Source organism: Streptomyces sp. L500 (assembly GCF_054551825.1).
Genome location: NZ_JBTOLC010000014.1, coordinates 140313 through 155054 on the forward strand (window position 1 = coordinate 140313; position 14742 = coordinate 155054).

Genomic DNA, 14742 nt, shown 5'->3' on the forward strand with positions numbered 1-14742 from the left:
CCCCTAACGTCCGAGCGTCCCAACCCGGTTGTGTTCAACCCGTCGACCACGAGGAGAAACAGAGCGATGACCCTGGCCCGCAGATGGAGGAAGGCGATCGTCGCCGGGGCGGCGGCGGTCATGGTGGCCATGACGGCCGCCGTGCCCACCGTCGCCCACGCGGATCCGGTGCGCCACTACTACCTGGAGCTGGGCGGCACCGGCTCGGCGGCGCCCGCGCCCGGCTGCACCGGCAGCTACGCGTTCGCCAACCAGCACCTCGACGGGGGCATTCCGGTGCCGGTGTGCTACCCGGCGAGCGCCGGTCCCTGGCTCAACGGCCGCAACCAGTTCCCGGACCCGACCGCGCCGAGCTTCGACACCAGCGTCCGCGAGGGCTACCGCAATCTGCTGGCCGCCGCCGAGGAGACCCACCGTCGCGACCCCGGCGCCCGCCTGACGATCGTCGGCTACTCGCAGGGCGCGCAGGCGGCCGACCAGGTCCTCCAGAAGATAGCGAGCGGTGAGACCGGAATCCCCCGCTCCCTGGTGAGCGGCAAGCTCTACTCCGACCCGATGCAGCCGGGCACGGGCATCTGGGCCAAGCTGCCCAAGGGCTGGAGCGCCTTCGGTTTCACCTCTCCCGGCCCGGGCCCGGAGAAGTTCGACGGCATTCCGGTGCGGCGTTTCTGTATCCGCACCGACGGCGTGTGCGACGCGACGGCGCTGACGTCCATCGGCGGCTTCCTGAAGCAGCACCCGAAGTACCAGCGGGACGGCAACGTCATGACGCAGACCATCGCCGACGAGGGTGGCGAGGGAGTCGTCTGGTACGAGCCCTGACCGGCCCCCACGGGGATCAGGGGCCACGGGGGTGTGCCCGGGGGCGGTGGATCACCGCCCCCGGGCGCGAGCCCGTCCGGGTTCAGTCCCGCCCGGGTTCAGTCCCGCCCGGTGTCGAGCAGGTCGGTGACGAATTTCCGTACGCGTCCCGCGCGTACGGGAGAGACACCGTGGATCACCTGGGCACCGTACGCGACGGCGACGCCCGCCCCGGCCTCGGTAGTCCACCGGGTGCGACGGGCGCCCCGCAGCCACGCGGGCTCCGCGTCGTGCTGGTGGGTGTCGGGCCCGGGAGCGTGCGGAAGCCGGTGCGTCAGGGCCGTCCCAGGCTGGAAGCCCTCCGCCTCGCCGGCCAGTTCGCCCGTCCAGACCGAACCGCTCGACGTGGTCTCGACGTAGAAGTCCCCTCCGTCGTCCGCCTCGTCGAGCACCACCCGGATACGGCCGATGCGGCGGGGCGCCACCGACGGCCGGGGGATGCCGTCCAGGTGGGTGGGCACCCGCTCGCCCGTGCCGAGCTCGGTGTAGCCCCAGGGCGCGGCGGCCCCGACGGAGGGCATGACCCGGCGGATGACGGGCAGCGCGCGCTCGGTGGCCTGCCGCAGGACCTCCTGCGCCGCCGCCGGGGCCGGAACGACCTCCGCCTGGTGGCGCGGCACCCAGCCCACGGCCTGCAGTTCCTCCGCCATCACCTTGCGGAGCTGGGAGAGTTCGTCGGCGACGAGGAAGTCCTCGACGGTCTGCAGCACCAGGGTCTCGCTGATGTGGATCACGCTGCCTCCAGGGCTGGCCGAATGCGGGAGCGTGCGTCGATCGGGCGTTGCCGCCGTCCACCGTGCCGGGAGCAGCGCGAACGGTCCAGTCTCCGCGTCGGGGGACGACGGCAGAACGGCCGCCGGCAGAACGGCCGCCGTGTCTCGTTCGCGGCCTTCCGCTCGGCGCGCCCGTCCTGTTGTCTTCCGGGATGGTGAAGGCCGTGACAGCCGATGTGGTGATCGTGGGGAACGGGGCGCTGGGCCTGTCGGTCGCCGTCGAGACGGCGCTGCGGGATCCGGCCCTGCGGATCGCCGTGGTCGGCCCGGAGTCGCGCCCGGGTTCCGCTTCCGTGGCGGCGGGGGCGATGCTCAACTGCTTCGCCGAGGTCACGGAGCGTACGGGTGACCATCCGGCGTCGCGGGCGAAGTTCGCGCTGGCGCGCGAAGCGGCCCGGCTGTGGCCGGGCTGGCCGGACCGGCTCGCGGAGGCGGCGCGTCACGCGGCCGTGCCGGTCAGGCGCACGCGGGGAACGCTGGTCGTGCTGGGGGCGCGCTCCGCCGGTGCCGGCGTGGGCGGTATGCGGGCGATCCGCGCGGCCGCCGAGGAGCACGGTGAGCCGTGCGAGGACGTGGATCCCTACGGCGTCGGCTCCTTGGAGGCGGCTGCGGGCGATCAGCCCGTGGACGCCCTGTACCTGGAGAACGAGGGGGCGGTCGACGCCCGGCGTGTGCTCGCCGCGCTGGACGCCGCCGCGTCCGGGCTCGGCGTCACGCGCGTCGCCGACGAGGTGACGTCCCTGGTGACGTCCTCGGCCGAGGACGCGGTCACCGGAGTGCGGCCGGCCTCGGGAACGACGCTCACGGCGGGGGCCGTCGTCCTCGCGGTCGGCGCGGCGACCGGGCGGCTGATCGAGCGGCTGCCCCCGGGCATGGTGCAGCCGATGCTGAACGGTACGGGCGTGGCGCTGGAGACCGAACGCGTGCGGGGCGAGGCCGTGCCGTGCGTCATGCGCACGCCCACCCTCGTCGGCGGCTGCGGACTGCACGCGGTGCCGCTCGGGGACGGGGCCGAGTATCTGGGGGCGACCAACCACGTGGTGCTCGACGCGCCCGCCGGGCCGCGCCTGGGCATCGTCCAGGCACTGCTGTCCGGCTGCGTCGCGCAGTTCGACCGGAACATCGCGTTCTCGGCCGTGCGGCGCTGGCACTACGGCCTGCGGCCCGTCACGCTGGACACCTTCCCGCTCCTGGGCCGCGCGCCGATGCGCGGCCTGTTCTTCGCGACGGGCACCTACCGGGACGGCTTCCACGGCGCCCCGGCGATCGCCCGCCATATGGCCGGGCTCCTCACGGAGGGCACCCCCGCGGAGAGCGATCCGTACGCGGTCTTCGCACCCGGCCGCGAGCCCATCCAGACGATGACGGTGGACGACGCGGCGGAACGCTTCGCGGAGATGGCGCTCCTCGTCGCCGCGGAACGCGGCATGAAGCTTCCGTACTTCCTGGACACGGAACCGATCGCCGCGGCGGGCCGGCGGCTGGCGCGGGAGTGCGTGGAACGACTGGGCGTCCCGGTCGCGCTGGCACCGGAGGTCCTCGGCGCCGTGTCCGAGGCCGGCGCGGACGGGGTCCGGCGGGTGGCCGGTTATCTGTCCGCGTCATCCTCGGGCGGGGCGGGTAGGAAGGGCGTGCTGCCGGCCGGGCGAGCCCACGGCGGGTAGGCCCAGGTTCATCTCCGGCCATGTCAGGGGAAAGAATGCGACGCACCGGTCCAGAACGTCCGGCGAGCCCGAGCCCCTCGCTGTTCCGCATGCTGGAGTGGCACGAACACATCGAGGCGGAGCGGCAGCAACCGGGCGCCCGTGTGTTCCTGTCCGACTACAACGGCGACCACCCCTACGTGGAGAAGTACCTCGGCGAACTCGCCGACACCGCTCCGCGCCACCTGGCGGACATCACCCGCTACGCCGGTCTCGACGAGGACGTGCGGCTCCGGTCCAAGATCGCGGCGATGCACGAGCAATACGACGGGGTGCCCTACAGCGAGCGGAACGTCGTCCCGTCCGGCGGTTCGAGCAGTCTGCTCGGGACGTTCGTCACCTGGCTGGCCATGAGCGGCCACCGACGGGTTCACTACGTGGCGCCCGTCTACTACAAACTCGCCTACCTCCTGCGCGCGTTCGGCATCGAGCCGGTCCCGGTGGCGTCAGGCCACGCGTACCAGCCGGAGTTCGGCCTGAACCTGCCCGCCGAGCGGACGGTCCTCGTGCTGACCGACCCCGTCTGGTACGCCGGTCGCCGCGTGCCGGAGGGCGTCCTGGACGCGATCGCGGCATGGCAGCGGGCCACCGGCTCGCTGGTCTTCGTGGACGGCACGTTCCAGTACATGCCCTGGGACGGAAGACGCGGCGAGGCCAGCGCCCGCCTGCCCGTCGAGCGCACGCTGCGCATGGTGTGCCCCACCAAGTACCTGTCCATCCACGGTTACCGCTGCGCCCACCTGCTGGTGCCCGCCGCGCTGCGCCAGGAGCTGGCCGACCTCCACATCAACCTCCACGGTGACGTCGCCGTCTCCGACCGCCTCTTCGCCCACCGCGCCGTGGACGTCATGACGCAGCACGGCAACGACGACCTGGTCGGGCACATCCGCGACAACCACGCGCGGCTCACGGCGAGCGGCGCGCTCGCCGCGCGGATGCCGGTCGAGACCGGCTTCTTCCTCTTCGCCCGGCCGCACGTGCCGCACCGTTGGTTCCTGGCGCTCGACGAGCGGCACTTCGAACTCGACGGCCACCCCGGCCACGTCCGCGTCAACCTCCTCAACCGGGCCGCCATCGAGGCGCTGGCCGCCACCGTCGCCGGCCCGGTGTCAGGTGGTGCGGTGACCGGCCAGGGCGTGCCGGTGGCGCCACACTCCGGCTGAGAGGCGGGCCAGCAGCCGGGCCGCCGGATCGTCGACCGCGCTGCCGTTCGCGAGCGGCCCGGTGTAGCAGACGGCGAGGACGTACGCAGCCGCGTCCGTGGGACGGACGACGGCGGCGCTGTGACGCAGCCCGGGGAACCAGCCGTTCTTCCCGGCCAGGCGCGTGCCCGGCGGCAGCCCGGCCGCGATGTCCACGCGGTGGACGTTGTGCTCCAACAGCGCCAGCACCTCGGGCTCCAGGGACTCCAGCAGCCGGACCAGATCCCGCGCGGAGACCCGGTTGTGCACGCCGGCGTCACGGCCCGCGTAGTCCTCGATCCCGCGCGGGCTCCCACCGGCCGTGGCACCGGCCCGCCGCCAGACCCGGTCCACGGCCTCCTGCCCCACCTGGGCCAGGCACAGGTTCGTCGCGAGGTTGGACGAGTGGGTGACCATGCGCCCGGCGAGCCAGCGCAACGAGGCCGGCTCGCCGAGCCGCCGCCACGGCAGCTCATCGCTGTCCCACGCGGGGTCGTTGCCGTAACTGCCGCCGCCCGTCACGGAACGGAACTCGTTGACGATCGGTATCCGTGTGTCCAGGTCCAGACCGCTGCGGTGCAGGGCCGCCAGCACGGCCACCTTCATGGTGCTCGCCGCGTCGTGAGGAACGTCCGCGTTGCGCGACACCACCGGTCCACTCCCCCGGGGCGCCACCACCATCGACAGCATCCCCGCATCGTAACGACCCCGACGAACACCGCGCCGTGGGGCCGGAGTCCTTCCCCCGGCCCGATGGTGTAGGGGCCACGCAGTATCGTCGGGAGTCCTGAGCGCGGCCACCCGGCCCGCGACCCATGGGCGGGGCGGCCTGCTTCACACCACGGTCTCCCGCCATCCGCAGCTCGGACAACCGGAGGTACCGCACATGCATGCCGACACCGACCGGCCGGCCTTCCTGCTGGTCCACGGGGCCTGGCACGGAGCCTGGTGCTGGGAACCCGTACGCGCCGCGCTCGACGCCGACGGCTGGCGGTCCCACGCCGTCGACCTGCCCAGCGCCAATCCCCCCGCCGGCCGGCACGACGACGCCCGCCCGGCGGGCATGCTGGACGACGCGGACGCCATCCGGGACAGCCTCCGGCGCATCGACGGCCCGGTAGTGCTGATCGCCCACTCCTACGGCGGCGTCCCCGCCACGGAGGCCCTCGCGGATGCCGCCAACGTGGTCGGGGCGGTATACCTCGCCGCTTTCCAACTGGACGTGGGTGAGAGCATGTTCACGTTCCTCGGAGCGCCCGTGCCGGACGACGGCACGGGCCACGTCCCGCCGTACGAGGACGCCCGGCGGACGCTCTTCGCCGACGTGCCCGAAGCCGACGCCGACCGTGCCGTGGCCCGGCTGCGCCCGCAGAGCGTCCGGTCCCTCACGGAGCGGGTGACCACGGCGGGATGGCGCACCGTGCCCTCCAGCTACATAGTCTGCGACCGCGACCGGGCACTCGACCCGTCCCGGCAACGCGAGCTCGCCCTGCGCGCCGATTCCGTCCACCGGCTGCCGAGCAGCCACTCACCGTTCCTCTCCATGCCCAGGCGACTGGCCACTCTCCTCGGCCGGATCGCCACCTCCTCCCTTCCCACTCCTCCCGCCCCGCGACGATGACTCGCCGGCACACCGGAGCCGGTCCTCTGGGCCACGCCGACGCCCCCGTCTCCACATCTGCTTCCATACCTGCCTCCGCCCCCGCCGACGGCTTCGCCGGCTGCCCGGCCGACTGCGCCTCCGCCGCCTATCTGGAGCTCCTCGCGAACAGTGCCCCCGCCGATGCCTACGAGCGGCCCGTCCTGCGCGCCCGCGCCGACGGGGCACCGCCCGGCGTGCTCGCCGCGGCCGAGCACGCCCGGCTCCTCGCGCTGCGCGTACGGGCCGAGTTGGAGGACCGCAGGCGGCGCGAAGCCGAACTGTCGGCGCTCTTCGCCACCGCCCACGACCTGGCGGGGCTACGGGACATCGACGAGGTGCTCCGGGCCATCGTCCGGCGCGCCCGTTCGCTGCTGGGCACCGACGCCGCGTACCTCACCCTCAACGACGCGGCCGTCGGGGACACCTCCATGCGCGTCACCGACGGGTCGGTGTCCGCCCGCTTCCAGGCGCTGCGGCTCGGCATGGGGGAAGGGCTCGGGGGGCTGGTCGCGCAGACGGCGCGCCCGTACGCCACCGACGACTACCTGCGGGACCCCCGCTTCCGGCACACCACGACCATCGACTCCGGCGTGCGGGACGAAGGACTCGTCGCCATCCTCGGAGTCCCGCTGAGGCTGGGCAGCCGCGTCATCGGCGTGCTCTTCGCCGCCGACCGCCGTTCCCGGGTCTTCGATCAGCAGCAGATCGCCCTGCTGTCGTCCTTCGCCGCCCACGCCGCTGTCGCCATCGACACGGCCGACCTCCTCGCGGAGACCCGCTCGGCGCTGGCGGAGCTGGAAGCCGCCAACGCCATCGTCCGCGAGCGCAGCGCCGCTGTCGAACGCGCCGCCGAGATCCACGACCGGCTCACCGAGCTGGTCCTGCGCGGCGGCGGAGTCCCCGGCGTCCTGGAGACCGTCACCGAGGTCCTCGGCGGTACGGCCGAGTTCCTCGAACCCGCCTCCGGGGACGGGCCTCCGGCCGCCGTCGAGCGCTCCCGCTCCGAGGGCCGGGCGGTCCGGCACGGTGACGACTGGGTCGCCGCGGTGTCCGCCGGCGACGAACCGCTGGGCGCGATCCGGTTGCGCGAACGTCCTGGCCTCGACCCCGCCGACCGGCGGACCCTCGAACGCGCCGCCATGGTCACCGCGCTGCTGCGCCTGGCCCGGCGCTCGGCCAGCGAGGCCGAACAGCGCGTACGCGGCGAGCTCCTGGACGACCTGCTCGACGCGCCCGGCCGGGCGCCCCGCCTCCTGCGCGAGCGTGCCGCCCGCCTGCGCGCCGACCTCGACGCCCCCCATGTCGTCCTCGCCGCCCGCATCGCCGACGAGTCCGCCGACGCCCCCGCCGCCCGGCAGCGGCTGTGGGCCGCGGCCGCCTACCTGGCCGCCACGGAGCAGGGCTTGGCGGTGGCCCGCGACGGCGGGGCCGTGCTGCTCCTGCCGCACGGCCCCGAGGGCGGAGCCGGCGTCACGGCGGGCGGCATCGCCCGCCGCCTGGGCGAGGCCGTCCACTCCCCCGTCACCGTGGGCGCCTCCACTCCCGTCCCCGCGCCCGCCGCCCGTCCCGAAGGCGTCGCCGCCGCCTACGCGGAGGCCCGCCGCTGCCTGGAGGTGCTCCACGCACTCGGCCGGGGCGGTGAGGGAGCGGCGGCGGACGAGTTCGGCTTCGTGGGCCTGCTGCTGACCGGTACCGACGGCGGCACACGGGCGGCCGGCCGGTTCGTCAGCCGGACGATCGGTCCGGTCGTCGACTACGACGCGCGGCGCGGCACCGACCTCGTCGCCACGCTCGACGCCTACTTCCGCTGCGGCATGAGCCCGGCCCGCACCAAGGACGCCCTGCACGTGCACGTCAACACGGTCGCGCAGCGGCTCGACCGGGTCGGCCGCCTCCTCGGCGCGGACTGGCAGTCGCCCGCCCGCGCTCTGGAGATCCAGCTCGCACTGCGCCTGCACCGGATCTCACCGGCGCTCAGGGGCGAGTGAGGGTGTGCCGTGCCCGTTCCGGTCGTCTCGGTCGTCCCGGTCGTTCCGGACCTCCTGGTCGTGGTCGTCCCGGCCGTCGCTGCCGTCGGAGAGGTCGCGGTGCCGTGTCTCCCGGGCACAGCAGACCGCCACCACGGTCAGGGCCGCGGCGGCCATCACGTACAGGGCGACCGGGGTTCCGCTACCGTGCTCGGCGAGCAGCGCCGTGGCGATCAGGGGGGCCGGGGCGCCGGCCGCCACGGATGAGAACTGCGCCCCGATCGAGGCCCCCGAGTACCGCACCCCGGTCGCGAACATCTCGGAGAAGAAGGCCGCTTGGGGCGCGTACATGGCCCCGTGGAACACGAGCCCGACCGTCACGGCGACGACCAGCGCCCAGGACGACCCCGTGCCGGCGAGGGCGAAGAACGGGAAGGCCCATGCCCCGACGCCCACCGCGCCGAGCAGGTACACGGGCCGCCGCCCGACGCGGTCCGACAGGGCACCCCAGGCGGGGATGACGGCGAAGTGCACGGCGGAGCCGATCAGTACGGCGTTGAGCGCGGTCTGCTTGGGCAGATGGGCGTGTTCGGTCGCGTAGACCAGGACGAAGGCGGTGATGACGTAGTAACCGATGTTCTCGGCCATGCGCGCGCCCATGGCCACCAGGACGTCCCGCCACTGGTCCCGCAGTACGGCGACGACGGGCATCCGTTCGCGCGCACCGACGTCCCGTCGCCGGGCCTCGGCCCGCGCCCGTGCCGCCTTGAACACGGGGGATTCGTCCACGGACAGCCGGATCCACAGCCCCACGATCACCAGGACGCCGGACAGCAGGAACGGGATCCGCCAGCCCCACGCCGTGAACTCCTCGTCCGGCAGCAGGGTCGTCAGCGCGGACAGCACGCCCGACGCCAGCAGCTGCCCGGCCGGCGCGCCGGTCTGCGGCCACGAGGCCCAGAATCCCCGCCGCCGCGGATCCCCGTGCTCCGCCACCAGCAGCACCGCCCCACCCCACTCACCCCCCAACGCGAACCCCTGCACGAGGCGTAGCGCGGTGAGCAGGACAGGGGCGAGCGATCCGGCGGCCGCGTGCGTCGGTAACGCCCCGATGGCACACGTAGCACCACCCATCATCAACAGGCTGATCACCAACAGCCGCTTCCGCCCCAGCCGGTCCCCGAAGTGCCCGAACACCAACGCCCCCAACGGCCGCGCGGCGAACCCGACAGCGTAGGTGAGGAACGACAGCAACGTACCGACGAGCGGATCGGAGCCGGGGAAGAAGAGCTTGTTGAACACGAGCGCGGCCGCGGACCCGTAGAGGAAGAAGTCGTACCACTCGATAGTGGTCCCGATGAGGCTCGCGACGACGATTCTGGGGAGCGAGTTGGGAGTCGGGGTGTGTGGGGAGGGGGTGGCCATGTGATCACTTCCGGGTGGGCGAGGGACGCGTCATTGCGTCGCCACACCGTAGGAAGGTGCAGGCCAGGGGCCTATGTGGTGGGGGACCACACTTCGGGGTCGGGGTATGGGGGCAGAGCCCATGAGGGGGCGCTGCGGTCCCCGCGGATCGCTCAACTCGATTGAGGAATTCAGTGCGAAGTAATGTCGCTATTGGGTTGATCTGGCACTCGGGTGCTGACTCCCGTGCCGACTTGGTGCTGACTACGCAGCGTCGAACTAGGGCATTCAGCATGCATCACCCTGCTGCTGAGCAGGCGAAGGTGTTCTTCCGTGGATGTGATTGCCCGAGGCGTGGAGACGACGAGCGCCGGGCCCTGCTTCCACGCGCGGCCGGGGTGCCGGTCGGCGGGGACGAGGACTTCAAGTTCCTCGCGGAGCGCGGGGACGAGGACGAAGCGGGGGGTGTGGTACTTCGCGGCGGTCTTCCCTCCGCGGGTGCGCCAGGCGGAGCCGGCGGGTGCGTCACAGTTCGGGCAGTCGTGACGTTCCACCGCCAATGCGGCCCGATCGGGTGTGAGATCCATCCGGGAAGCCTCTCAGAACTCTCACAGTTGAACATTTGTGAGGCACCGGCTGCATCCCGCGCGCTTCCCGATGCGTCAGCGCGCCAGCAGCGCGGCGTCGTTGGGGCGCTGCTGATTCAACGCGTCGTTTTCAGCGGCGGGGTAGTACGCCCAGGAGAGTTGCGGTCAGGGCCTGCTTCAAGTAGTCCCCCAGGTCCAGGTGGAAGCGGGCCAGGTCGGGCTCGGCCTGGTAGGCCGCCTGCAGACTGGGTGGGGGGGTGCTGTACGCCGACAGCGCCCCGGCCATGACCATGGTTTGCAGACTGAACAGGGTGGCGTTCTCACCGAGTTCCGGTAGGTAGGTCCGGAGCAGGTCGGTCATGGTCGTCAGGCGGTTCAGGGAGGCGCGCTTGTAGCGGGCTGCGACCTCGACGGAGACATTGTGTTCGAGAACGCTGCCCTGTGCACCGAAGAGCTCGCACAGCACCATCCGGCCGGACAGCGAGCGGCTGAGGACCTCGGCCACCGCTGCCGCTCGCTCGGGCATGGAGAGATCGTTGCCGAGAGCGGCGGCCAACTCCTCTGCCAGTTCCGCCAGCCACTCCCGCAAGAAGCGGTCGAGCAGTTCCAAGAGCACCGCTTCCCGGGACTCGAAATAGCGCAGCACATTCGGCTTCGCCAGCCCTACCCGGCGGCTGAGCTCGTTGAGGGTGACCGCGGCCACCGGCATCTCGTCGAGCATGGCCGACGCCACGTCGAGGATCGCCTGCCGGCGGATCTCCCGCTGTTCCTCTGTTCGCGCGCGCTGGAAAGTCACGTTCCCCAGTCTAGATTACGTACCGTCGGTACGTTGACATCGTACCAACGGTACCTTAACGTCCGAGACGCAAGATACCTTCGGTACCTTCAAAGGCTGGGAGTCTGGCATGAGCGATAAGTGGACGACCGCACGCATCCCTGACCAGCACGGACGGGTGGCCGCCGTGACCGGCGCCAACACCGGCCTGGGATTCGAGACCGCCAGGGCGCTCGCCGAACGCGGGGCCTCCGTGGTGCTCGCCGTGCGCAACGTCGAGAAGGGCGAGAAGGCGGCGGCCCGCATCAGCGGCGAGGTGACCGTGCAGGCGCTGGACCTGACCTCGCTCGACTCCGTCCGGGCCGCAGCCCAGGCCCTGCGATCCCGGTACGACCGGCTCGACCTGCTGATCAACAACGCCGGCGTCATGTACACCCCGAAGCAGACGACCGCCGACGGTTTCGAGATGCAGTTCGGGACCAACCATCTGGGCCACTTCGCACTGACCGGCCTCCTGCTGGACCTGATGCTGCCGGTGCCCGGCTCGCGCGTGGTGACGGTCAGCAGCACCGGCCACCGCATCCGGGCCGCGATCCACTTCGACGACCTGCAATGGGAGCGGTCGTACAGCCGGGCCGGCGCCTACGGCCAGTCCAAGCTGGCCAACCTGATGTTCACCTACGAGCTGCAGCGCCGGCTCGCCTCGCACGGCACCACCGTCGCGGTGGCCGCACATCCCGGCCTGTCCAGCACCGAGCTGGTCCGTAACAGCCCTGCGGCCATCCGGCTTCCGCTCACTTGGCTCGCGCCACTGGTCACCCAAACCCCGGCGATGGGCGCGCTGCCGACCCTACGCGCCGCCGCCGACCCCGCCGTGCTGGGCGGCCAGTACTACGGCCCCGGCGGACGCCTTGAGATCAAGGGTCACCCTCAGCTGGCCACCTCCAGCGCGCAGTCGTACGAGACAGCCGTCCAGCAACGGCTGTGGGCCGTCTCCGAAAACCTCACCGGCGTGATGTTCCCCGTCGCTCAGTCCCAGCAGAACCCGATCCTGTCCCGACCGGCCATCACCAGTTAGCCCGCGCGCCCTACTCCTCGTCGTCCTCATCCAGCCCGAGCCCGGCCGCGTCCGGGTCACACAGCAGGCGCAGGGCGCCCGCGGCCGGGGTGGAGGCGGTGAAGCTGTAGCGGCCCGGTGCCCTCCACCGGCGGCGCGGTGACCACCACCACGTTCTCCTCGCCCGTCAGCACACCGCGATCCAGGTCCTCGACCGTGATCTTCCGTACGGTGGGCAGGTCCGCGACCTCGGCCTCGATCGCGGGCAGCAGGGCCCGCACGTCCTCGACGTCGACGCCCTCCTTCAGCAACCGCTGTGTGATCAGCGGGGGGGGAACGTCCGGAACGCTCCGAGACAGGTTCAGCCAGCGTCGTGCGGCTGGAGTAGCTGAAGCCGCTGGCCGAGAATACTTGCGAACGAGCGGCAGTTCGACCGATCGGTACAGGATGAATGCGGCGACCAGGGAGAGGCCGGCTCTTCAACAAGCCCATGTCGATCGAGTCGCAGGCCACGATGCCCGCCGTCAGCCCGTTTAAGCAGGTGTACGCCCCAGATCAGTGAAGTGCCCGCTATAGGGCGTGGAGGCAGCCTCTAGGGCGGAATGGCCGAATCCCTGGTTCCTCTGCGTACACACTGATAGCAGGCTGCCCCGCGTCCACTTGGTCAACTTCGGCTGTACTGGAAGGGAACGCCGCCCCAGCAGGTCCGGCAGATCTTTGCCCACCTGCCCAGCGGCGTGTCAGCAGAGGTCCTCCCTGCCAGGTACTCCAAGGCCGAGCTCCATCAGGCGCGAGCCAACCGAGGCGCGGGACAGCGGGACCGCGTCGACCCACTGGCGCGCTCCGAGCGCCGGAACAGATCGACCGATATCAAAGCAGTCACCGACCGGCTGACCTGCATCAACACCACGGCGATCTACAAGCCCCTGAGCGAGGGGCCCGCGCCCGGCATCACCCCCTCCGTGCAGCCGGCGTTCGGTCCGGCAGCGCGCATCGGCACGCGGAAGCGCGACGCGGCTCCGTGGACCGGCGGTGCGGCCCTGAAGAACCCCACGGGCGGGTTCTGTTCCAACGGGTTCGCAGTCAAGGACCGCTTCGGGAACTTCATGCTCTCCGCCGCGAAGCACTGCGACGGCCAGGAGGGGTACTGGCGTACCTGGGAAGGCGGTGACGACGTCGGCGTCAGCGACCGGCTGCAGAGCAACAGCCTCGTGGACACCATCGGAATCACCCTGCACAACAATGCCCGGGGAGCCCTGTACGACGGCGAGGCACCCCGGACCGACGGGTACGCCAAGCCCGTCGTCGGGCTCGGCCACAACTTCGTCGGCGACTACGTGTGCACCGACGGCGCCAACGGCGGCGTCCACTGCAACGTCGTCCTGGACAAGGTCGACATCGGCGTCACCGGGGCGGACGGCGGGTACCGGCCCATCACCGACCGGGGCTATGCAACCGACTGGCCCTCGCACGGCGTCGCGGCGGTCAATGGCGACAGCGGCGGAACGGTCTTCGTCGGGGCGAACAACTGGACCGCCGACGAGGCGCGTGGAACGATCACCGCGCTCGACAAGACGGTCACCTGCCCGTCCGAACTGAACGAGAACACCGTCCTCGACGGACACCAGCGCAAGCCGTGGTGCCTGGGCGGGGTGTACTACGTGCCCAACTCCCAGACCCTGGCTGTCATGAAGTGGACCCTCGTCACCGAATGACAAACCCGCGGGTCGGCCAAAGGTGCAAGGCTCGGGGCCGCCCCGTCATCGACAACCGTGGAGCACGAGCGTGGAGCGGCAGCAGTTGAAGCGCGTCATACGCACCCTGTGGATCACCGGAACAGCCGCCGTAGTCATCATCGCCGCAGCGGCCTGGTGGCTGGTCGAGCAGAACCACGACACCCATCGCGACGATGCGGCAGTCCTCGGCGATGTCCTCGTGAACCGGGACGGCCGGACGCTGACCACCACAGCCAGATGGGCCCCATGTCAGACCAAACGCCCCCGGCTCCAGGCCCACGAGTCCACGGACACCGTGACCGTGGTGCTCAAGGAAACAACCGCAGACCTGCGACACCAGTGCGCAAGCACGGACCGGCAAGTGTCCGCCACCCTCGCAGAACCACTGGGCAAGCGCCGACTCGTCGATGCCGGCACTGGCACCGACATCACTCCCTTCAGCGCCGCCCAGCTCGCCGACCCCGGCTACTTGCCGTCGGGTTACGCGCAGACAGACGAGATTTTCGACGAGCCGTCGGCCGAACGCTGCGCCCCTTCGCCGTTCAACCGAACAGACGCACCCGCATGGACACGGTTCTACCGGAAGGGCTCCGCGCGGCCCTCCCTGGCAATCGCGCAAGTTGCCAAACCGGCGCCGGACAATGCCAGTGACGCTCCGTCGACGGTCGGCGGCCATCCCGCCCGCGTAAGCGAACAGGGCTCCTCCCACTGCCTGGCCTGGTACAACGACAAATACAGCATCACTGTGCTCAGCCGAGATCCACAGCTCCCTACAGCCGAATTGCTACGGATCGCCAATCAGCTCAAGTACTGACGGAAGCCACGCTCCGGTCGACTCCGCGATCGTCAGCCAGCGGTTCCGTTGCCGCGGAGGCTCGCGCGAGCTTCACGTCCAGGTAGCTGCGGTGCCGCTGCGCGCCACCTTGCCGGTTTTCGAACCGTGGTGGACTCGTCGTCATTAGCCGCCTGCCCGGCGGCCAGACGCGGATCGGCTCAATGGCCCGTGGGCGCGGGGCGGCGGTGACAGCGGTTGGCCGACAGCGAGGCCCGACGGCG

At 71.6% G+C, this 14742-nt stretch carries 14 protein-coding genes; 8 read left to right on the plus strand and 6 right to left on the minus strand.

Annotated features, from left to right (window positions below; translation table 11 throughout):
- Positions 1 to 66: 66 nt before the first annotated feature.
- On the plus strand, positions 67 to 822 hold the full coding sequence (locus tag ACX9I7_RS16090; RefSeq protein ID WP_459387732.1) for a PE-PPE domain-containing protein: 756 nt from the start codon (positions 67 to 69) through the stop codon (positions 820 to 822).
- Positions 823 to 920: 98 nt separating this feature from the next.
- Here the strand turns inward: ACX9I7_RS16090 and ACX9I7_RS16095 are convergent, their stop codons facing one another.
- The gene (locus tag ACX9I7_RS16095; RefSeq protein ID WP_459387733.1) at positions 921 to 1595 is read right to left on the minus strand and encodes a hypothetical protein; all 675 of its coding nucleotides are present in this window, start codon (positions 1593 to 1595) and stop codon (positions 921 to 923) included.
- A 203-nt stretch (positions 1596 to 1798) separates the two neighbouring features.
- Between ACX9I7_RS16095 and ACX9I7_RS16100 the strand changes: the two genes are divergently transcribed.
- Together ACX9I7_RS16100 and ACX9I7_RS16105 are read left to right on the plus strand one after the other, a co-directional pair.
- Positions 1799 to 3298 (plus strand): NAD(P)/FAD-dependent oxidoreductase, encoded by a 1500-nt coding sequence (locus ACX9I7_RS16100; RefSeq protein ID WP_459387734.1) that lies wholly within the window; start codon positions 1799 to 1801, stop codon positions 3296 to 3298.
- An 89-nt stretch (positions 3299 to 3387) separates the two neighbouring features.
- Entirely contained in the window at positions 3388 to 4500 is a 1113-nt protein-coding gene (locus ACX9I7_RS16105) for an aminotransferase class I/II-fold pyridoxal phosphate-dependent enzyme (protein ID WP_459387735.1), read from the plus strand.
- On the opposite strand, the gene ACX9I7_RS16110 is transcribed toward ACX9I7_RS16105, so the two are convergent.
- Positions 4447 to 5208: a serine hydrolase gene (locus ACX9I7_RS16110; RefSeq protein ID WP_459387736.1), complete on the minus strand. Its 762-nt coding sequence runs from the start codon at positions 5206 to 5208 to the stop codon at positions 4447 to 4449. The genes ACX9I7_RS16105 and ACX9I7_RS16110 overlap by 54 nt on opposite strands.
- A gap of 196 nt (positions 5209 to 5404) precedes the next feature.
- Here ACX9I7_RS16110 and ACX9I7_RS16115 point away from each other — a divergent pair, with 196 nt between their 5' ends.
- Both ACX9I7_RS16115 and ACX9I7_RS16120 read left to right on the plus strand, forming a co-directional pair.
- Positions 5405 to 6139, plus strand: a complete 735-nt coding sequence (locus ACX9I7_RS16115; RefSeq protein ID WP_459387737.1) for an alpha/beta fold hydrolase — start codon at positions 5405 to 5407, stop codon at positions 6137 to 6139.
- Positions 6136 to 8148: a helix-turn-helix domain-containing protein gene (locus ACX9I7_RS16120; protein ID WP_459387738.1), complete on the plus strand. Its 2013-nt coding sequence runs from the start codon at positions 6136 to 6138 to the stop codon at positions 8146 to 8148. The genes ACX9I7_RS16115 and ACX9I7_RS16120 overlap by 4 nt, the downstream gene beginning before the upstream one ends.
- Here the strand turns inward: ACX9I7_RS16120 and ACX9I7_RS16125 are convergent.
- The 3 genes from ACX9I7_RS16125 to ACX9I7_RS16135 all read right to left on the minus strand — a co-directional run bounded on the left by ACX9I7_RS16125 (position 8125) and on the right by ACX9I7_RS16135 (position 10914).
- Entirely contained in the window at positions 8125 to 9552 is a 1428-nt protein-coding gene (locus tag ACX9I7_RS16125) for an MFS transporter (protein ID WP_387573963.1), read from the minus strand. The two genes, ACX9I7_RS16120 and ACX9I7_RS16125, sit on opposite strands and share 24 nt — an antisense overlap.
- 170 nt (positions 9553 to 9722) lie before the next feature.
- A complete protein-coding gene (locus ACX9I7_RS16130; protein ID WP_459387739.1) occupies positions 9723 to 10118 on the minus strand; it encodes a zinc finger domain-containing protein in 396 nt (131 codons plus the stop codon).
- A 130-nt stretch (positions 10119 to 10248) separates the two neighbouring features.
- The gene (locus ACX9I7_RS16135; RefSeq protein ID WP_459387740.1) at positions 10249 to 10914 is read right to left on the minus strand and encodes a TetR family transcriptional regulator; all 666 of its coding nucleotides are present in this window, start codon (positions 10912 to 10914) and stop codon (positions 10249 to 10251) included.
- 109 nt (positions 10915 to 11023) lie between these two features.
- Here ACX9I7_RS16135 and ACX9I7_RS16140 point away from each other — a divergent pair, with 109 nt between their 5' ends.
- Positions 11024 to 11971, plus strand: a complete 948-nt coding sequence (locus ACX9I7_RS16140) for an SDR family NAD(P)-dependent oxidoreductase (RefSeq protein ID WP_459387741.1) — start codon at positions 11024 to 11026, stop codon at positions 11969 to 11971.
- Between the two features lie 56 nt (positions 11972 to 12027).
- Here ACX9I7_RS16140 and ACX9I7_RS16145 read toward each other — a convergent pair whose 3' ends face one another.
- A complete protein-coding gene (locus ACX9I7_RS16145) occupies positions 12028 to 12261 on the minus strand; it encodes a hypothetical protein (RefSeq protein ID WP_459387742.1) in 234 nt (77 codons plus the stop codon).
- Between the two features lie 426 nt (positions 12262 to 12687).
- Here ACX9I7_RS16145 and ACX9I7_RS16150 point away from each other — a divergent pair, with 426 nt between their 5' ends.
- Entirely contained in the window at positions 12688 to 13665 is a 978-nt protein-coding gene (locus ACX9I7_RS16150) for a chymotrypsin family serine protease (RefSeq protein WP_459387743.1), read from the plus strand.
- Between the two features lie 70 nt (positions 13666 to 13735).
- Positions 13736 to 14500, plus strand: coding sequence for a hypothetical protein (locus tag ACX9I7_RS16155; RefSeq protein ID WP_459387744.1), 765 nt, complete (start codon positions 13736 to 13738; stop codon positions 14498 to 14500).
- Positions 14501 to 14742 lie beyond the last annotated feature (242 nt).

What these genes read in the sequence shown, in the direction of transcription:
- ACX9I7_RS16140 (WP_459387741.1), top strand. Translation starts at nt 11,024, where the DNA reads ATGAGCGATAAGTGGACGACCGCACGCATCCCTGACCAGCACGGACGG.
- ACX9I7_RS16090 (WP_459387732.1), top strand. Translation starts at nt 67, where the DNA reads ATGACCCTGGCCCGCAGATGGAGGAAGGCGATCGTCGCCGGGGCGGCG.
- ACX9I7_RS16120 (WP_459387738.1), top strand. Translation starts at nt 6,136, where the DNA reads ATGACTCGCCGGCACACCGGAGCCGGTCCTCTGGGCCACGCCGACGCC.
- ACX9I7_RS16110 (WP_459387736.1), bottom strand. Translation starts at nt 5,208, where the DNA reads ATGCTGTCGATGGTGGTGGCGCCCCGGGGGAGTGGACCGGTGGTGTCG.
- ACX9I7_RS16105 (WP_459387735.1), top strand. Translation starts at nt 3,388, where the DNA reads ATGCTGGAGTGGCACGAACACATCGAGGCGGAGCGGCAGCAACCGGGC.
- ACX9I7_RS16125 (WP_387573963.1), bottom strand. Translation starts at nt 9,552, where the DNA reads ATGGCCACCCCCTCCCCACACACCCCGACTCCCAACTCGCTCCCCAGA.
- ACX9I7_RS16115 (WP_459387737.1), top strand. Translation starts at nt 5,405, where the DNA reads ATGCATGCCGACACCGACCGGCCGGCCTTCCTGCTGGTCCACGGGGCC.
- ACX9I7_RS16130 (WP_459387739.1), bottom strand. Translation starts at nt 10,118, where the DNA reads ATGGATCTCACACCCGATCGGGCCGCATTGGCGGTGGAACGTCACGAC.